Below are 19,649 nucleotides of genomic sequence, written 5' to 3' on the forward strand. Positions count from 1 at the left end.
TGCCGAGCCTATTCGCCGGCCTCATCGAACCAGGCCAAGGCCTTGGCGAACTCGTCTTGGTTGATGGTGTGCCCTCCGGTAAACTTTTCATCGCGGATCTGACGATAGCCCGCGCTCTTGATGCCTGAAGTGACGGTATCGGTCTGGCTCTGGTTCACCAGATTGTCGGAGTCGCCCCAACTCACCCACGCTTTGACCTTCTTGAAGGCGCTCTTTCTCGCTCCACTTTCCTCCAAGGCAAGGTCGGCAAAGGGCTGGTTGCATCCCCCGAGAAATACTCCCGAAACCGTGAGGTCATTGGCCAGGAGTTGAGCAGTGCGAAAGAAGCTCCCCTTGGAACCACTGGAAAATCCTCCGCAGGCGTGGGTCCAGTTCATGAATTCCGGCCATTCGGCGGCGATTTTCTCAATCACTTCAGCGTGAAAGTCAGCATCGCCTTCCCAAATCGCGATTGTGGTCTCGCGTGGATTGCCGTGCTCGGTGTCGGCGGCAATCACCACGTAACCTGCCGCGAGGGCTTTCGCTGACATCGCGCTGATGCGGGCGATGTTGCCCGAGAGACGCTCTTTCTCATTATTGATTCCGCCTACTGGCCAGAAAACCTTTTGGGGTTTCGACGGGTCGAAGTCAGCGGGGAGAGAGAGCGCGATCTTTATCTTGGTCGGTTGCAGTTTGTTGTCGGAAAGGCTTCTTTGTGTTTTTTCGGAAAGGTCGGTCTCAATATTGTTCAAGGAGCCAGCCTTCAACTCCTGTCCAAATAAAGAAAGAGCTCCGACCGAGGCCTCTTCCTCGGCGTTTTCGCTCTCTTCCCGCACATATTCCTGGTCGGCTTCCGAGAGCCGATCGAGAGGGATCTTGAATTCTTTACCCCGCATTAGAAGAACGACGGTGTCGCCCTCTGTCCGGACCAAATCGGCGGTGATTTTCTTGCCGTCATTTGAAGTCCACTCGCGAGCATTGGCAAAACTCGTAACCCCTAAAGTGGCACAACAGAGAAAGGAAAGTATCTTCATCTTGGCAAAGTGTTAGAAATTGAACTCAAACTGGCAAGAAAATCGATGCCTTTGTAAAGAGAGACTCCAATTCTAGCTCGGAATTATAATCGCCTTGATGTGACTTTTTCGCTCTTATGTCCTCGCCGTGAAAGAACTCTGGGAACAAGCCATCCTCTCCTATAACTTGCCATTGACGATCCTGTTGGGGTTGGTGGCGGTCTTTTGGCTTCTAAGCGTTCTCGGAACCGTTGATATCGATGGCTTTGACTTCGATGTCGATGCGGATGTTGACGCCGAAGGAGCAGGTGATGGTCTTTCGGGACTCTTTGGTTTCGCGATGCGTTTTGTGAATGCTCACGACGTGCCGGTGACAATTGTCTTGAGCCTGCTCAGTCTCTTCATGTGGGCCGGCAGTGTCCTGGCGAATTACTATTTCAATCCGGCTCAGAGCGGCCTGATAGCGGCGGGAATCTTTGTGGGTGTTTTCTTTGCTTCCGCTCTGCTGGTTAAGTTAGTGACCGAACCCCTGCGTCCTTTTCTCCGCCAGTTGAAAAACGAGGAAGACAATCAGGAGCCCATCGTGGGACTGGTGGGGAAGGTGAAGAGCCGGGTCCTCGACAGCAACTTTGGTCAGATTGAAGTCCCCCGCACCAATGGCGCCCCCGCTTTGCTCAATGCCATTCTCCCCGATGAGGGGGAAAGCCTCGTCCGTGGTGATGAAGTTCTCATTATCGATTTCGATAAAGACCGCGACAAATATCTCGTTCAATCCAGTGCCCGCCTGGGCGTGGACTCCCCAACTCCAAAAATCTAACAAACAACAACTCCTATAATGAATTCCACTTGGTTCACCCTTGCCATATTAGAGCCCGTTCTGATGATCACGTTCGTCGGAGTTGGTCTATTCGTCCTCTTTGGTCTTTACCTCCTTCTGACTTGTTACCGCAAGGTCGAGAAGGGAACGGCCCTGATTCGAACCGGTAGTGGCGGCACGAAAGTCTACTTCAATGCCGGCCATGTCTTCCCGATTCTGCACCGCGCCGATATGATGGATATCTCCCTCAAGCGCATCGAGATCGACCGCACCGGACGTAATGGTCTCATCTGTAAGGACAACATGCGCGCGGACATCAAGGTCGCCTTCTTCGTGCGGGTCAACAACGCGGGCGAAGACGTTCTTCGCGTGGCGGAAAGTGTGGGCTGTGTCCGCGCCAGTAGCGAGGACGAGATTCGCACGCTCTTCGATGCCAAGTTCTCCGAGGCGCTCAAGACAGTCGGTAAACGCTTTGACTTCACTTCTCTTTACGAGGACCGCGACACTTTCCGGGATGAGATTTTGAAAGTCATCGGCACCGACCTCAACGGCTTCGTCCTCGATGATGCTGCCATTGACTTCCTGGAGCAAACTCCGATCGAGATGCTCGATCCGGATAACATTCTCGATGCCGAAGGTATCAAGAAAATCACCCACCTCACCGCCGAGCAGAAGAAGCTTTCCAACCACATCGAGCGCGACAAGGAACGCGTGATCAAGCAACAGGACGTGGAAGCGCGCGAGGCCATTCTCGAACTCGAGCGCCAATTGGCGGAGACCGAGTCCAAGCAAATGCGCGAGGTCGAAACGGTCAAGGCCCGCGAAGAAGCGGAGACCCAGAAGGTGCGCGAAGAGCAGCGCCAGCGCAGCGAGCAAGCACGCATTGCCGCCGAGGAAGAGATTCAGATTTCAGAAGAGAACAAGCAGCGCCAGGTTCTCGTGGCCCTGCGCAACAAGGAGCGCACCGATGGGGTCGAGCTGGAGCGCGTCGAGCGCGAGCGCATGTTGGAACAAATCGAACGCGAACGCGTCACCGAGCTGAAGCGCATCGAGGCCGACAAGGCGGTCGAGGTCCAGAAGAAGGAAATCCAGGAAGTGATTCGCGAGCGCGTCGCAGTCGAAAAGACTGTGGTCGAGGAGCAGCAGCGCATGAAGGATATCGAGGAATTCGCGACCGCCGATCGTCAGAAGCAGGTGACCGTGACCTTGGCCGAGGCCCAGGCGCAGGAAAAAATGATTGGCCGCATCAAGGAAGCGGAAGCGCAGAAAGAGTCCGCGCAACTGGCTGCCGACGAGCATGCCTACGAGGTCATCAAGGAAGCCGAAGCCGGCCGCGCTGCTGCCGAGATGAACGCCGAACAGCGCATCATCGCTGCCGAAGCCGAGCAGACTGCATCGGAGAAAGAATCGAACGCCAAGAAGATGATGGCAGAGGCCATCGCCAAAGAAGCCGCCGCCATCGGATTGGGCGAAGCCGAGGTCCTCAAGGCCATGGGCGTTGCCGATGCCGAGGCCATCGAGCTGAAGGCTGCCGCGATGAAACTCTTCGAAGAAGCAGGTCAGGAGCACGAGGAATTCAAGCTCGAGCTGGAGAAAGAGAAAGCGGTCGAGTTGGCCGAAATCGACGTCCAGCGTCTCATTGCGGCCGAGCAGGCCAAGGTGGTGGGCGAGGCCCTCAAGAGCGCCAAGATCGACATCGTGGGTGGCGAGACCGAATTCTTCGACCGCATCACCAAGGCCATTACTACTGGAAAGGTAGTAGACCGGGTGGTCGACAACAGCCGCGTCATCGACGACGTCAAGGAGACCTTCTTCAATGGCGATCCGGATTACTTCAAGAGCCAGCTCTCGGGTTGGATTCAGGATTTCGGAGTCGAAACCGAAGACCTCAAGAACCTCTCCATTTCGGCTCTGTTAGGGAAGCTGGTCACCGATGCCAAAGGCGAACAGCGCACCAAGCTCATCGGCATGATGGGCGCCGCCGAACGCTTCGGCCTCTCCGATGCCAAGGCGGGAGAGTTGTTGAAGAAGTTGGGGTGATATTGCTTCCACGGAAATTCTCTTCAGCCCGTCGTCAAGCCATGTCGTCGCAAGCCCAACCAATACCTTCCAAAGTCTCGTTGTCCCAGCGGGACTTGGAGAAGGTAGCCCGGGGTCAGCGAGGCACGAGCGCAGCCCCTGGGTCTTTGGCAAAAGGTCCAGCGCTCTGGAAGAGCGCTAGAAGTAGGTTCATGTCGGTTCAACCCCAATCTCGCAGCTATGCCTTCTACTCATTCATCTCTCCACTTCCACTTGGTTTTCTCGACAAAGAATCGCGAAAATTGGTTCGAAGCAGATTTTCGGCCCAGGCTCTTTGCCTATCTGGGAGGAGTGGTGAAAGGGTTGGAAGGTCATGCTCATGCGAACGGTGGAATTGCCAACCATGTCCATCTCCTGGTAGGGCTCAAGCCTACCCATTGTCTCTCCGATTTGATGAGAGAACTGAAGTCGGATTCGACGAAGTGGATCAAGGGGCAATTGAACCGCAGTTCTTTTGCCTGGCAGACCGGCTATGGAGCATTTTCCGTGAGCGCACCCGACTTGGAGAAAGCGAGAAACTATGTTCTCAATCAGGAAGAACATCATCGAAAACAGAGTTTCCAAGAAGAGTATCTCATCTTTTTAAAGCGAGGATTGGTCGAATACGACAAGCGTTACCTATGGTGATTCCGGCTTGTTCGAGGACTTCTCGCACCCCTTCAGGGTGCAGGTCACTCGCTACCGGCTCCAGGGGCTGCGCTCGTGCCTCGCTGACCCTTGGCTACCGTCTTTTTCGTCCCGCTGGGACGCTTTTGGAAAGACCGGGGAATGAGTCCAATTTAGAACACTGAACGGATCCTCGCGGTCCAAAAAATTTAATGCCAGATACTGAACAGTTAGAAGGTGGAAGCTACGAGGTCATTCGGGCCCGGCTGGAGAAACATGGCGAGGACCTTCGTCGTCGCCTGGGAATTCTCAACGAAGCCCGCAAGGAGATCTTCGGCGCGGTCGAGACTTCTCTCGTCGCCACCGAGCGGGTCACCACCGAGCACAATTGCGTGCCTCGCGATCTCATCGCGGTGGGCGGCAATCGTTTCCTCTTTGGCTACAACATCCAGTTCGGTCTCAAGCAGACGACCGAAATCGCGGATGTGTTTGCCGCCTATGAGTACGATCCGGAAAGCCACGTCTTCCACGCCCTGGCGGTGGAGGAGGTGCTCAGCGACCCCGCTTTTTCGGACGACTTCAAATACCTCTACAAGTATTACAAGGAGACCAACTTCGCGAAGTTCATGGTCATTGGACCGAATCTTTACATGAAAATGCGGGTCGGCAAAGGGGTGGATGACTTCAAGACCTTCAAGTGGCTCCGGCCCGGGGATGGTCGCCTCGAATACATCGGCAATCGCTTCGACCACGAGTTCCAATATCCGCCTCAACAAGAGTTCGAATGGAAGCGGGCGCACCGCGACATGCAGCGCGCGGGGATGCATCCCCACATCTCGATCAACGACCGCGTTTTCGTCGAGACCGTGGGTGGGGACCTCACCATCAAGGTCGAGGACAATACCGAATCAGGCGAAGGCATTTATGCCGAGCCCGTCAACGATCCGGACCAGTCTCTCGACGATGCCGAGGTGCTCTATGCCGAGGTCGGGCCTCTCGTTCTTCTCAAGATTTTGCCCTATCGCGAGGAGCTTCATCGCTACTTTGTCTTCAACGAAAAGACCCAGGAGGTCAAACGCATTGATGCCATCGGTCACTCGTGCGTGCTTCTTCCCGACGATCAGGGACTCATTTTTTCGAACGGCTATCTTCTTCTAACAGGTGAGGTGCGCATCTTCGACACCGCGCTCTCGAACATGATGTTCGAGCGCCGCATTCCTTCCGCCAACGGGGAGGATACTCTCTACGTGTTCTACAATCGGGTCAGTGGGGACTACATTTTGCTCTCCTACAACTTGATCAGCCAGTCCGTGGAGACCCCGGTGATCTGCAATGGCTACTCGCTTTTTCCAAATGGGGAACTGGTCTACTTCAAGACCGAAGACGCGGCCCAGAAGCACCATACTTTGCAGGTCTGGACCACTCCTTATCTCAGTGAAGAGGCGCTTGCGGCCCAGCATCAGGATGAAGGCTCTTATCTCTTCAAGATTGGAAACGCCGACCTGGTTCGTGGAATGTCGGAGTGCCGGGAAGTCCTGACTCTGTTAGGAAAGGACGATAATTACGGAGGTCTCTATCTCGATCTCGTGAAGCGCACGGGCGACCTCGTGGACTCCTACTTTTGGTTGGGTAAAGAAGAGACTGCCGAATTGTCGGTGCCGGTGCGGGAGATCAATCGTGCGGCTCAGTCTGCCCTGGAGGAGTTCGACAAAGTGCGCGCCCAGCGTCAGTCGGCGGCCAGTCGCACCAAGGAGGTGCAAGAGGTGGTCGAGACTTTGTTAGCAAAAGTCCGCCACTCTCCGCCCGATGACATCTTTGGATTCGTGCATCATCTCTCCGAGCTGCGCACCCGCCGGGGCGAGGTCATCGGCCTGCGGGAAGTGCGCTATGCCAAGACGGAAACCATCGATGAGATGGAGGCCAAGTTGGTGGAGGCCGGGGAAGCCACTTCGCAAAAGACTGTCGAGTTTTTGCTGAAGGACGAAGCTCTCGTGCCCTATCGCAAGGCGGTTACCGAACAAGGAGACACTATCCCCGAACTTTCAAAAGTCACCGAAGCCGATGCGGTGGGGGCGGCCTTGGACAAAGCGGGAGACGAGCTGGAAATGCTCATCGACATCGTGGGCAATCTCAAAATTGAGGATGCCACCCAGACTACTGCCATCATCGACGGAATCTCGAGCATCTACGCCGAGCTCAATGGAGTGCGCGCGGACCTCAAGAACAAGCGCAACGATCTCGCGAAGGCCGAGGGGACGGCTCAGTTCGGAGCCCAGATGAAGCTCATCTCGCAAGCGGTGGTCAACTATCTGGAAGTCTGCGATACTCCCGAGAAGTGCGACGAGTCGCTCACCAAGCTGATGATTCAGTTGGAGGAATTGGAAGGACGCTTCTCCGAATTCGATGACTATGTCGAGGAGCTCGCCGGCAAGCGCGAGGAAGTCTACGAAGCCTTCGAGGGGCGCAAACAGCAGCTCATCGACAGCCGCAACAAGCGGGCTGGTTCTTTGCTTCGCTCGGCGGAGCGCATCCTGGCGGGTATCGAGCGGCGCTTGGAAAGTTTTGATTCGCTGGACGAGATCAACGGCTATTTCGCTGGCGATCTGATGGTGGAGAAAGTGCGGGGAGTCGTCGATGACCTCAAGGCTCTCGGAGACGGGGTCAAGGCCGACGACCTGAGCACGCGGTTGAAGACTTTGCGCGAAGATGGTGCGCGCCAGTTGAAGGATCGCAAGGAACTCTATGTCGATGGCAAGAACGTCATCCGTTTCGGCAAGCATGCCTTCTCGGTCAATACCCGCGAGCTGGAATTGTCGGTCGTGGCGCGCGACGAGGAGATGTGGTTCCACCTCGCAGGCACCGATTATTTTGAGAAGATCGTCGACCAAGAATTCAACGAGACGCGAAAGGTCTGGGACCTTGAAGTTCCCAGCGAGACCGCCGATCTCTACCGTGGTGAGTGGCTGGCCAGCCTCTTGTTAGAGGGTGAACTAGTAGGTGAGACTGCGGCTGAATTTTTGCCGCAGGTGCAAAGCTTCATGCAGGCCCGTTACGCGGAAGGTTACGTTAAAGGCGTGCATGATGAGGATACCGCCAAGATTCTGGAGGCCCTGGTGCCGATTGCCAAGAATGCGGGGCTCTTGCGCTTCAGTCCCTTGGTGCGGGGGGCGGGAGTGGTGCTCTGGGCGGATCGCGATCAAGAAGGACGCTTGGAGATTTCCCGTCTCATCGCTGGTCACGGGCAACGGCTGAAGGCCTTCGGCGAAAAGCAGCGCAGTCGCCACGAGCTGGAAGACGCGCTGGCATTGGAACTGAGCGATCAGTTGAGTCGATCGAGATTCGCGGGGCGGGTCAGTGCCGCGGCGGTGGCGGAGTATCTCTTTGCGCAATTGCGCGAGGGGGATGGCTTCGTGGTTTCCAATGCCGCCTCCGAGGCCATCAAACACTTGCGCAGTGAGCTCACGGCCAAGCGTGCGAGCGATTCCTTCGAAAACGCCATGGCGGAGCTAAGTCGCGCGGAGGCCCGGCATTCTCTCGCCTTGGATTGGTTGCGGGGAATTTTGGAAGGGGAAGAGTCTACTGCCGTGCTCATCGAAGCTGCCGCTCACTTGGCTCGGGGAGGGTACGAGCAACGTGAGGTCAAGCGAGTGGAATTGTCAGTTGAAGTGGCCGGAATGCGCGGATCACACAGCCGAATCGAAGGCGGCGTGCTGCCTATCCAGTTTAACGATTTCCTTGAACGAGTGGGACGACTGCGTGACGAGACTTTGCCGCTCTACACGCGTTTCCAAGAGCGCAAGAAAGACCTCATCGCGGCCAAGCGCGCGGAGATGAAGCTCGAGGAGCTGAAGCCCGAAGTGATGAGTGCTTTTGTGCGCAATCGCTTGTTAGACGAAGTCTTTCTCCCGGTCATTGGCGACAATTTGGCGAAGCAAATCGGCACCGCAGGCGCGGACTCGCGCACCGATCGGATGGGTCTTCTGCTCCTGATTTCTCCTCCGGGTTACGGAAAAACCACCTTGATGGAATACGTGGCCAATCGTCTGGGGCTCACTTTCGTCAAAGTGAACGGACCTGCCCTGGGCCATCACGTGGTCTCGCTGGACCCTGCGCAAGCGGGTGACATGTCGGCGGGCGAAGAATTGGAGAAGCTGAACCTGGCGCTCGAGATGGGCGACAACGTGATGCTCTACCTCGACGATATCCAGCACACCAATCCGGAATTTTTGCAGAAGTTCATCAGTCTTTGTGATGCCCAGCGGAAGATTGAAGGCGTCTATCAGGGCAAGGCCCGCACTTATGACCTGAAGGGGAAAAAGGTCGCGGTGGTGATGGCGGGAAACCCTTATACCGAGAGTGGTGGCAAGTTTCAGATTCCCGACATGCTCGCCAACCGGGCCGATACCTACAACTTGGGTGACATCCTCGGCAGTCACGAGTCAGCCTTCAAGGATAGCTACATCGAGAATTGTCTCACCTCTAACAGCACGCTTTCCAAACTGGCGAGCAGCGGTCTGAAGGATGTGCGCGCGGTCATGAAGATGGCTGCTGGCGCGGAGCTGGAGGAAGTGGACTTCGAGGCCAACTACACCCCGGGCGAGATTGAAGAATTCGTGCGCGGGATGAAGCTGCTCTATCAGGTGCGCGACACCATTCTGCGGGTCAACATGCAATACATCGCCAGCGCTGCGCAGGAAGATGCCTATCGCACCGAACCGGCCTTCAAGTTGCAGGGTTCCTACCGAAACATGAACCGCATCGCGGAAAAGGTGGTGCCGTTGATGACCGACGAAGAGCTCCGCGAGCTTGTGGAATCGCACTACGAGAACGAAGCGCAAAACCTCACCACGGGAGCGGAGGCGAACTTGCTGAAGTTCCGCGAAATGGAAGGATTGCTCAACGAGGAGGAAGCGGCGCGTTGGGAGCAGATCAAGACCGAGTTCCGCAAACAGAAGGTTCTCGGAGGAGCCGGGGAGACCGATCCGGTTGCCAGAGTCGTGGCCCAGCTGCAGGAATTTCGCGAAGGGCTCTCGTCCATCGAGCAAGGGATTGCGATGGCGGGAAGCAATTACGCCAAGCCCCAGACCCTCACCGATGCCACCGTTGCCCAGCTGCGCGAAATCATCGCTGGCTTGCGCGAGGTGCCGGTGAAAGTCGACATCAACGTCGTGCCCGTGCAAGACGAAGATGGCTCCATCGAACAAATGGAGAAACGACCTTCACCCATCGACATCCAGCCCAACGTCGAACAAGGCGACTGAGCAACGGAGCAAGGACATTCCTGTCCTTGAGCAGAGCCTCGGTGGTCAGAGCTTGCGTCAGAACTTCGAAATGGGGTGGACGGTTCGGCGGGGACGGTTCGGTCCAGGGACAGGAATGTCCCTGCTCCGGAGGACGACTAATGGAGCAAGGACATTCCTGTCCTTGAAGCAGAGCCTCGGTAGTCAGAGCCGGCATCAGAACTTCGGAGTGGGGTGGACGGTTCGGTGTGGACGGTTCGGTCCAGGGACAGGAATGTCCCTGCTCCATTTCTTGCTTGTCGTTTAGGGATATAGTTCGTATGAACATTTTTATGTTCTTTCAGCACGGAGAAAAAGTATTCCGGCACGGACGGGATCTTCCGCATTGGCAACAGGTGGGGACAATACAGTTCATCACCTTCCGTCTCGCAGACGCGATGCCTCAAAAGAAGTTAACGAATTGGAAAGAGGAGCGTGATTCCTGGTTGGCGTGGAATCCGAAGCCTTGGAGCGACCGCCAACAGAATGAGCATAGAAGGTTGTTTCACGAGAAGTTGGAGGAGTGGTTGGATGAAGGAGCAGGTTCTTGTCTTCTTGCCGAGAAATCGAATCGAGTAATTCTGGCTGATGTTTTGATGAAAGCTCATGGAGATAAGGCCAGCTTTGAGTCCTTTGTGATTATGCCAAATCATGTTCATCTTTTGGTACAGCCGTTTGTTGAGTTGGAGAAGTTGATCAAAATTTGGAAAGGTGTTTCGGCGCGGAAAATTGGAAAGGGTTCGATTTGGCAAGGGAATTATCGCGATACTATGATTCGCGATGCAGAGCATTTTCGAAATACGGTTCGATATATTCGTAAGAACCCGAAGCATTTAAAATCGGAAGAGTTCACTCTCTGGGAAGGAAAATCCGCGAAGACGATTCCATCGCTGGAGCAAGGACATTCCTGTCTTTGAGCAGAGCCTCGGTAGTCAGAGCTGGCGTCAGAACTTCGGAGTGGGGTGGACGGTTCGGTGGGACGGTTCGGTCCAGGGACAGGAATGTCCCTGCTCCGGGGGACGACTAATGGAGCAAGGACATTCCTGTCCTTGAAGCAGAGCCTCGGTGGTCAGAGCTGGCGTCAGAACTTCGAAATGGGGTGGATGGTTCGGCGGGGACGGTTCGGTCCAGGGACAGGAATGTCCCTGCTCCGGTGGACGACTAGCGGAGCAAGGACATTCCTGTCCTTGAGCAGAGCCTCGGTAGTCAGAGCTGGCGTCAGAACTTCGGAGTGGGGTGGACGGTTCGGTGGGACGGTTCGGTCCAGGGACAGGAATGTCCCTGCTCCGTTTGTCTTTCTTTAGAACTGGGAGCGTGATTTTCTTGCGCGGTGGCTTTGCTGCTTCTGATTTTCTTTGCGATTGCGCTTCTTTACTCGTCCGTGGGGTTCGGGGGAGGCTCGTCTTACACGGCGGTCTTGGCTTGGCGCGGGGAGAGTCCAGAGGTGATTCGCCTGGTGTCTCTGACTTGCAATCTGGTGGTGGTTTCCATTGGGGGCTGGGCCAGTCTGCGGGCTAAACAAGTGCGAGCCGGATTGCTTGCTCCCTTGCTAGCGACCTCGATTCCCGGGGTCTGGCTGGGGGCTCAGTGGAAAGTCTCGGACTCCCTCTTCTTTCAAATTCTCGGACTGGCGCTGGCGGTGGCGGGGGGGGTGTTGTTGGTCAAAGTGCAGGACCGCGAAGAAAAAGCGCTCTCTCTAACAGCCCTTCTTCCTATCGGATTGGCTTTGGGGATCTTGGCCGGAGTCACGGGGATTGGCGGCGGTATTTATCTGGTGCCCGTTCTTCATCTTCTTTCGGCTGGAAAGGCGCGCGAGGTGGCGGCGGTGGGGACGTGGTTCATTCTCGTGAATTCCACCGTGGGCTTGTTGGTTCTGGCACCGACCGCGGATTGGTCTCAGCCCGGCTGGTTGCCAGTGGTGGTGGCTGGGGGCGGCTTGATTGGCGCGCGCATGCTGCAGGGGGTCTTCGACGAACAGTTGGTTCGTAGGTGGACGGGGGTGCTGATTTTAGTCGTCGCCGGGCGGGTGCTCTTTTTTTAGAACGCTGCAAATTTGACGAGTTGATTGTAGCGCATTTTTCGGTAGGGCTGTTTTGCCAAAACAGCCGCGAATGTTCGGGGAAGGTCCCCAGGCTCACGCCCTTCGTCCGCGAGAGGATCGCGCGAGGAATTCAGAACTCTCGCGGTCCTTTTATCAAAAGGACCCTACCGGAGTTCGCGTCAGAACTTCGGGGTGGGGATGACGATTCGTGGGGACGGTTCGCGCCAGGGACAGGAATGTCCCTGCTCCGTTTTTTACAAGACAATTTCGGTGCCGATCCCTTCGGAGGTGAAAATCTCGAGCAAAAGCACGTGGGGCAGGCGTCCGTCGATGAAGTGAACTTTGCGGGTACCGGCTTGTAAGGCGTCGAGAGCGGAGGTGACCTTGGGAATCATCCCGCCCGAAATGGTGCCGTCTTTGATAAAGCCGTCCGCTTCGCTTGGGTTCAGCGACTTGATCAGGGTAGTGGCGTCCTTCGGGTCGCGAAGGAGACCGGGCACATCGGAGAGGTAGATCAACTTGGCTGGTTGGAGCGCCTTGGCCAAGGCAGCCGCCGCGAGGTCGGCATTGATATTGAGCGAGGCGCCGGTGTCGATCTCGCGTCCCAGGGGAGAAATCACCGGCACGATGCTGCTGGAGGTGGCGTAGAGAATCTCCTCCGTCACGCAGCTTTCGACCTCGCCCACGTAGCCGATGTCCTTTCCGCCCGGGGTCATGCGGCGCGCTTGAAAGACGTTGGTGCCCGGGATGGCGGTGGCGCGTCCGCCGTGACCATTGAGGAGCTTCACCAAGTGTGGGCTGAGGGTGTGGGTCAGGGTCTTTTCGACCAACTCGATGGACTTTTCACAAGTAACGCGGAAGCCTTCCACCCACTCCGGCTCCAGTCCGGATTCCGCCATGGCTGCCGAGATGGCCTTGCCCCCGCCATGCACCAGCACCGGATTGATGCCTACCGCTTCCAGAAAGAGGATGTCGCGCATGAAGTCGGAGACCAGCGCCGGATCCTCCATCACCGAGCCTCCAATCTTGATGAGAAAGGTCTCTCCGCGGAAGCGTTGCAAGTAGGGCAGGGCCTCGATCAAGGTGGCAGCTTTGGATTGCGCGTCAGTCACAGTGGGGCAAGCAAAGCAAAGACTGCGGGGCTGTCGAGCACCTGTTGCAGGAACTTTCGAAAACAGACCCCGGGACCAGGTGTTTCGCGACTCTTTGATTCTTAGTTAGATATACTTTAAATGTTTTTAAGCTCATAACTTCTCGGATATTGTGATTTTATATCTAACCGTAACGATTTTCCATGAAAGTTCACCAACGCACCTTACTTTCTGTAAATCAGGAGTTTACCGCCTTCCCTGCCGGGGGAGAAAGCCAGCTGCTGCTTGTCTTTGCCCCCCGCAGTTTTCTAACAGCGCCCGGATTTCTGGACCGCATTCGAGAATCCTGTCCGGAGGGAACACGAATGGCGGGATGTTCCACGGCGGGGGAGATTTGTTCGGAAGGCGTTCTCGACGAGGTGGCGACTCTCACCTTCGTGCAGTTCGCGAGCACCAGGGTCGAGGTCGTGCGCGAGGCGGTAGCGGAGGAGGGGATGGCGCCGAAGCTGAAAAGCGAGTCGCTGGGCGGCAAGTTGGCGCGGCGAGTGCACGATACGGTCCCCGAGCCATCCTATCTCTTCATCCTGAGCGATGGGCTCTATATCAATGGCAGTGACCTCGTGGCTAGTCTGGAGGCAGAGTTTACTGGGATCTGTGGCTTTTCGGGGGGATTGGCAGGCGACGGTGAATCGTTTGAAGAGACTATCGTGGTGGCGGACTTCACCATTGTCCCCAAGACCTGTGTGGCGGTGGTTTTCAAGGGAGATCGGCTCAAGGCCGAATCGGTTGCGGAATCTGGCTGGAGCCCTTTCGGGACCTTTCGCGAGGTAACCAGTTCGGAGGGGAATTGCCTCAAGTCGCTGGACGGCGAGAGCGCTCTGGAGGTCTACTCGGCATATCTGGGAGAGGAGGCCAAGGACTTGCCCGCGTCGGGTTTGCTCTATCCTCTGGAGGTCACCGCGCCCGGCTCCCAGTCCAAGGTGATTCGTACAGTCTTCGGGGTGGATCGGGGGGAAAAGACGATGTCCTTTGCGGGTGATGTTCCGCAGGGGAGTTCCGCCCGATTGATGAGCGCGAGCTATCAGCAATTGGTGGACGGTGCAGGAGAGGCTTCGCGAAAGGCAGCCTCCGCATTGCCCTCGGCGGACCTGGCGATTCTGGTGAGCTGTGGCGGGAGGAGGTTGGCGATGAGCGCTTACACGGATCTGGAAGTGGAGACGGTGAAGGAAAACCTCATGGGGGAAGTTCCAGTCTGTGGGTTCTATTCCTATGGAGAAATTGCCCCTTCCCAAAATGCCACGGGGTACGAGCTACACAATCAGACCATGACCATCACGCTACTGAAGGAGGAAGAGTAAAGAGCGATTCGTCATGAGTGAAAAATTACATCCCTTGTTGGCCTTGCAGCTGAAAAAGACTCTCCCACCGGGGAGCGGATTGATGAGCGATATTGATGCCGCGAAGTCTTTTCCCAGCGAGCTCTTGCCCGACCTTTTGGCGAAGGTGAACGAGAGCTACTACAGCGCGGAACTGCAGAACAAGCGCCTGGCCCACGCCTTGCAGTTGAGCACCAATGAAGCCAATGATGCGGTCAAGGATCTCCGTGTTATCGACAAAGAGAGGGAGGTTTCTCTGGCCTTCATCCATCGTCAGCTCAATGAATTTGCGGAGAGATACCCCGGGGTGATCACGCGCTGTGGCGACGAGGATGATGCTCTGCCGAGCCGTCACCTCACCGAGAGGTTCCAGCAATTGGTTGATGCCTGGCAATCGCTGGTCACCCAGTTGGAAAAGTCGAAAATGCTCTCCGAAGAACTGCGGGGGCAGGCTGACAAGGCGAGTGAGGCAAAATCCAATTTCCTCGCAGTAATGAGCCACGAAATCCGAACGCCCTTGAACGGGGTGATCGGGATGGCGGATTTGATTCTCCAAACCAGTCTTACCACCGAGCAGAAAGAGCATGCCGAGACTATTCATTCCTGTGGAAAAACTCTCCTCAGTCTCATCGACGACATCCTGGACTATGCCAAGATTGAGTCCGGGAATTTGGAGCTGGAGAAGAAGCCCTTCCTGATTCGCGAAGCGGTGGAGGATTCACTCGAGCTTTTTAAGTACGCGGTCTTGAAGAAGGATATCGAACTCCTCTTCAACCCGACGGACGAGGTGCCGAATGCGGTTTTAGCTGATTTGACTCGTTTTCGCCAAATCATCGCGAACCTTGTGGGCAACGCGGTCAAGTTCACCAGCACGGGGGAAATCGTGGTCAGCGTGAAACGGAATCAGGACGAAAGTCATCAGGGGCAATGGCTCTTCACCGTGCGGGACACTGGGGTTGGGATTCCGGCAGATAGCATTCCCCATCTCTTTCAGGTATTCTCGCAGGCGGATAGCTCAGTCTCGCGCAAATTTGGCGGCACCGGCTTGGGCTTGGCCATCACCCGTCGCCTCGTTCATGCGATGGGGGGCGAGATTTGGGTCGAGAGTGTCGCAGGGCAGGGGACGTCCTTTTTCTTCACCATCGACCTGCCCGCCAGCGAGGCTGAGATTCAGCCCGAGCGGCCGAGTCCGGTGCTGTCGTCCCTGACGGGAAAGCGAGTTCTGGTTGTCGATGACAATGCCACCAACCTCAGCATCCTTCGCAATACCTTGAGCGCCTGGCATGCGGAGGTGACCTGCTTCGATGATCCTTCGGCGGCCCTTGGCTGGCTGCGATCCAATCAAGTCCCGGACTTGATCATCTCCGATCAATTGATGCCCAAGATGACCGGAATGGAATTGGTGGAGGAAGTCCGCCGAACCCAGTCCGGCCTCATTCCCATCCTCATCCTAACCTCGGTCTTGCCACCCAAACATTCGCACAAGCGCTTGATGGTGGCGACCAAACCCATCAAGGCCTCCGAGCTGTCGCAAATCATTGCCGGCCTCTTGGAAGAAAAGCGCGAGCACTCGCCCCAGCAGGCAACCGTCCAGCGCTTCGTGAACTTTCCCGCTTCTGTTTTGGTGGCGGAGGACAATCCCATCAACCAGCGTCTCGTGGATCTGATTCTCAAATCGATGGGGATTCGCGCGGCCTTCGTCGAGGATGGAACGGCGGCAGTCGATTACGTGAAGGAGCATCGACCCGACATCATTCTCATGGATGTGCGCATGCCGCAGATGGATGGTTACGAAGCCACGGAAGCCATCCGCCAGCTCACCACCATTGGAGAGCAACCCGCAATCATGGGTCTAACAGCCAACGCTCTTTCCGATGAACGCAAGAAGGCCTTCCAGGTGGGGATGGACGATTACCTGACCAAGCCGGTCAAGGCCTCGATCCTCTCAGAAGCTTTGCATAAGGCCTGCAGCGCGAAGTACGGTCCCCCGCAAATGGAAACCGTCGTTCGCAATTAGGCGAAGTGGATTGGTGGCGTGGGGTTCGATGATTCTTTCCCTGTCTTTCCCCAGTCTTTCGCGGGCGATTCCGCAGGCCACTACTCCTTGTCTGCTTCCTCAGCCGAGCGCTTGATCTCGGACTTCGCCTTCAGGAGACGCTCGGGCCACTCGAAGGTGGGGGCGGTGGAGGGATCGTAGCCTTCCAGGTGACCGGTCAACCGGGTGGTGGGCTTGGTGTAGGTCAGCTCGGTATCGCGAAAGACTTCGCGGCAAAACTCTGCCAGCACGGGATCGTATTCGATGAGTTCCTCGCGGGTATTGACGTGGTTGTGGTCGTGGTCGTCCTCGCGGTTGTTGCCGAACCAAGACTGCACTCCCTCCGCGAAGTATTCGAAGCGGTTGGTGGCGGCGTACTTATTTTTCCAAAGACCCTTCTTCATTGCATCCTGATAGGCGGCCTCCAGCCGGTCATCGAAGGTCGGGTCCACATTCACCATTCCGCGCAGGTGAATATTGTGCGCGAATTCGTGGATAAGAATGTTCTCCGAGGCATAAGGATCGCCCTCGAAGCAGAGCAGGTTTTCCTCTCCGCAGGAGCAGAACGGGTCCTCCACGCTGCCCCCTAGACCACGTGCACGGGCATCCCAAAAGTCCTTCGCCGCGACCCCGGCCATGGGGCTTTCGTAATTGCCAAGGCGGGCGAACTCCGGCAGGTCGGTGGTGAACTCGTCGTGCGCCATCACACACATGCGTGCTCCGCTTTCAGCCATGGCCTTGGCGACATCGGGGCGCTTGGCCAGCATCCGGGTGACCAGGTAGGCTGCTTCCTTCAGGGCGTAGGGATTGACCTTTGCGGTAGCCACGATGGGATAGCCCATGGCCTCGACCCGCTGGGTGTAGATGGGGTCCAGGCCATCTTCCTTCTCCGCATCATAGCGAAAGCCCTGCACCGGGACCTTGCTGGCGACCTTCCGAACCACGCCGCTCTCTTGCCCGACGACCTCGAATTCGTGACCTGCGGTAGTGGTGATAACGGTGTCTTCGCCGGGAGGCAGCTTGCCATTGGGCACGCGCTCGCCCTCGGGATTCAGCCAGAACAGTGCAATTTCTTCCTTGCTGCCGTTGATGAATTGCAGCTTGGGTCGCTCTTCTTTTTCCGCCACATCCAGCGCCAGAACTCCGCCCCACCAGAGCAATAATAAACAGGGAATCATCAAAGGCAGCTTCTTCATGGCAGCAGTCTACCTGATTACTTCTGTGAAATCCTCTAGAAATTCACCTTTTTGAAAGGTTCCTTTGCGGCACCGGGTCCAGCCGAGGGCGGACTGGGACTTGGCGCCGGGTTGTAATCCCAAGTTGCATCTTTAGCATAAGGCGGCAGCTTAGGGACGAATGGAAGACTGCAGCCAGCCGCCTCCCGCCGATGCGCATGACGATCCCGACTTCGCTTCGCGCGAGGGCAACGAGCTGCGTCTTCTCATCAATGGCGACGAAATCTTCCCAGCCATGCTGCAGGCCATTCGGGAGGCGCGGCAGTCTGTCAATCTCGAGACCTTTGTCTACTGGGCCGGGGAGATTGCGGAGGAGTTTGCGCAAAGTCTGGCCGAGGCCGCCCGCCGGGGAGTCGCGGTGCGGGTAGTGCTCGATTGGTTCGGCTCGCAGGATATGCGATCGGAGCTCATCGAGACCATGGCCGCCGGTGGGGTGGAGGTCCGGCACTTTCGCCCCCTGCAGTGGTTCAATCTCCGGCGTTCCAATCGCCGGACACATCGCAAGCTCCTGGTCGTGGATGGCCGCATCGCCTTCACCGGTGGGGTCGGCATTGCGGAGGAGTGGACGGGCGATGCCCAGGACTCCGACCACTTTCGCGACAATCATTACGAGGTGCGCGGACCGGTGGTGGCGGATTTGCAGCAGCTCTTTTTTGCTCATTGGGATGTGGACGACGTGCCCTCTTCTGATGACGAAGCCTACTATCCCGTGCTCGAGAAAGCCGGTTCCGTGAGCTGTCGGGTCATTGCGGCCGAGCCCGATAAAGATTCCAATGAGATCGAAGAACTTTACCTCCAACTGCTGCGGAGTGCCCGGCAACGCTTCTGCGCGGTCGCCCCTTATTTCGCCCCCAGCGACCAATTGTTAGATGAGCTGGCGGCCGCAGCAGAGCGCGGGGTCGAGGTGCAAGTCATCGCCGCCGGCCGGAACAACGACAAGCGCGTGGTGCGCAAAGCCTTTCGCAACGACTGGGGACCTTTGCTCAAGGCCGGAGTGCGCATTCACGAATATCACCGCACCTTGATTCATGTGAAAATGCTTCTCGTCGACGACCGCAAAGTCCTTGTCGGGTCCGCCAACTTCGACGTCCGGTCTCTGTGCATCAACAGCGAAGCCAGCCTCCTGATCGAGGATAGCGACTGGGCCGAAAAGCACGCTCAAGTCTTCGCCGACGACCTCGCCGACTGCGAAGAAGCCACCCTCGCCGACTGGGAAAACCGATCCTGGTCCACCAAGGCCAAAGACAAGCTCTCCCACCTGCTGCGCGACTTTCTCTAGGGAAGGCGGGTTCGCGCGCTTGGGGTATTTTTCGACGCAGAGCCACAGAGTCCCGGAGATTTCGCTGAGTGTTTGAGTAGTGTGCGGAGAGCGTCGGTAGGGAAGTCTTTCGGAGCGCGGGACTTCAGCCCGCCCCACCGAACCGTCCCGAGTCAAGACCGCAGAGCGGCCCGCGCCGCCCGATGGGGATAAAGATTCTCACCTCCCCGTCACTCAGGCAGCGCCAGTGACCCCCAGCGGCCAGTATTTGGTCCTTTCGTTTTTCGTGCTACATTCGCCGCCATGGCCGACCTCTGGGATGCGGAAAAGCGCAGCTGGGTGATGTCGCGCATTCGGTCGCGCGACACCAAGCCCGAGATTGTGGTGCGCTCGATTCTCCATCGCCTCGGTTACCGCTTCACCATCAACGGGCCACTCAACAAGAGCCTCCCCGGAAAGCCCGATATCGTTCTCCCCAAGTGGAAAACCGTGGTCCTCGTGCATGGCTGCTTCTGGCATGCGCATGAGGGCTGCAAAGACTTCCGCATTCCCAAGACCCGGAGTGAGTGGTGGGCGGAGAAGCTGGCAAAGAACAAAGCCCGAGATGCCAAGGTGAAGCGCCAGCTGCGCGAAGCCGGTTGGCAGGTCATCACCGTCTGGGCATGCGAGATGAAGACCGTGGAAAAGCTCGCAGCCCTCGTCATCCGCCTCGGCACTGAGATGGCATCTACGGAAAAGAAGAGTAGCTATCGCCTCCCCGCCGAAACAGCCACCCGCGTTGCCGAAGAGGTCAAGGGCTACCGAGTGAGCAAATGAAAACCCTAACTTCCCAAGCCACCC

The 19,649-nt window shown here is 56.9% G+C and carries 13 protein-coding genes; 10 read left to right on the forward strand and 3 right to left on the reverse strand.

The genetic code is table 11. The features are described from left to right. Nucleotides 1–8 precede the first annotated feature (8 nt). On the reverse strand, nucleotides 9–1,013 hold the full coding sequence (locus IE099_RS02825) for a hypothetical protein (protein ID WP_189567170.1): 1,005 nt from the start codon (nucleotides 1,011–1,013) through the stop codon (nucleotides 9–11). A 127-nt stretch (nucleotides 1,014–1,140) separates the two neighbouring features. Between IE099_RS02825 and IE099_RS02830 the strand changes: the two genes are divergently transcribed. The 6 genes from IE099_RS02830 (at nucleotide 1,141) to IE099_RS02855 (ending at nucleotide 11,814) form a co-directional block, all read left to right on the forward strand. Continuing rightward, nucleotides 1,141–1,809 (forward strand): hypothetical protein, encoded by a 669-nt coding sequence (locus IE099_RS02830; protein WP_189567171.1) that lies wholly within the window; start codon nucleotides 1,141–1,143, stop codon nucleotides 1,807–1,809. An 18-nt stretch (nucleotides 1,810–1,827) separates the two neighbouring features. After that, complete coding sequence (locus IE099_RS02835) at nucleotides 1,828–3,849, forward strand: flotillin family protein (RefSeq protein WP_189567172.1); 2,022 nt, start codon at nucleotides 1,828–1,830, stop codon at nucleotides 3,847–3,849. A 219-nt stretch (nucleotides 3,850–4,068) separates the two neighbouring features. Further along, on the forward strand, nucleotides 4,069–4,515 hold the full coding sequence (tnpA, locus tag IE099_RS02840) for an IS200/IS605 family transposase (protein ID WP_189567173.1): 447 nt from the start codon (nucleotides 4,069–4,071) through the stop codon (nucleotides 4,513–4,515). Nucleotides 4,516–4,706: 191 nt separating this feature from the next. Then, entirely contained in the window at nucleotides 4,707–9,755 is a 5,049-nt protein-coding gene (locus IE099_RS02845; protein WP_189567174.1) for a DNA repair ATPase, read from the forward strand. A 311-nt stretch (nucleotides 9,756–10,066) separates the two neighbouring features. Then, nucleotides 10,067–10,690, forward strand: a complete 624-nt coding sequence (locus IE099_RS02850; RefSeq protein ID WP_189567175.1) for a transposase — start codon at nucleotides 10,067–10,069, stop codon at nucleotides 10,688–10,690. 413 nt (nucleotides 10,691–11,103) lie between these two features. Further along, nucleotides 11,104–11,814, forward strand: coding sequence for a sulfite exporter TauE/SafE family protein (locus IE099_RS02855; RefSeq protein WP_189567176.1), 711 nt, complete (start codon nucleotides 11,104–11,106; stop codon nucleotides 11,812–11,814). A gap of 254 nt (nucleotides 11,815–12,068) precedes the next feature. On the opposite strand, the gene argB is transcribed toward IE099_RS02855, so the two are convergent. Then, nucleotides 12,069–12,926 carry an acetylglutamate kinase gene (gene argB / locus IE099_RS02860; RefSeq protein WP_189567177.1) on the reverse strand — a complete coding sequence of 286 codons (858 nt, stop codon included), beginning with the start codon at nucleotides 12,924–12,926 and terminating at the stop codon, nucleotides 12,069–12,071. Nucleotides 12,927–13,108: 182 nt separating this feature from the next. On the opposite strand from argB, the gene IE099_RS02865 reads away from it, so the two are divergent. Continuing rightward, entirely contained in the window at nucleotides 13,109–14,263 is a 1,155-nt protein-coding gene (locus tag IE099_RS02865) for an FIST signal transduction protein (protein WP_189567179.1), read from the forward strand. A 13-nt stretch (nucleotides 14,264–14,276) separates the two neighbouring features. After that, nucleotides 14,277–16,298, forward strand: coding sequence for a response regulator (locus IE099_RS02870; protein ID WP_189567181.1), 2,022 nt, complete (start codon nucleotides 14,277–14,279; stop codon nucleotides 16,296–16,298). Between the two features lie 80 nt (nucleotides 16,299–16,378). Here IE099_RS02870 and IE099_RS02875 read toward each other — a convergent pair whose 3' ends face one another. Further along, nucleotides 16,379–17,512: a hypothetical protein gene (locus IE099_RS02875; protein ID WP_189567183.1), complete on the reverse strand. Its 1,134-nt coding sequence runs from the start codon at nucleotides 17,510–17,512 to the stop codon at nucleotides 16,379–16,381. Nucleotides 17,513–17,672: 160 nt separating this feature from the next. Here IE099_RS02875 and IE099_RS02880 point away from each other — a divergent pair, with 160 nt between their 5' ends. Then, a complete protein-coding gene (locus IE099_RS02880) occupies nucleotides 17,673–18,830 on the forward strand; it encodes a phospholipase D-like domain-containing protein (protein ID WP_189567185.1) in 1,158 nt (385 codons plus the stop codon). Between the two features lie 282 nt (nucleotides 18,831–19,112). Beyond that, complete coding sequence (locus tag IE099_RS02885) at nucleotides 19,113–19,625, forward strand: very short patch repair endonuclease (RefSeq protein WP_189567187.1); 513 nt, start codon at nucleotides 19,113–19,115, stop codon at nucleotides 19,623–19,625. Nucleotides 19,626–19,649 lie beyond the last annotated feature (24 nt).

Source organism: Roseibacillus persicicus (assembly GCF_014651675.1).
GTDB classification, from domain to species: Bacteria; Verrucomicrobiota; Verrucomicrobiia; order Verrucomicrobiales; family Akkermansiaceae; genus Roseibacillus; species Roseibacillus persicicus.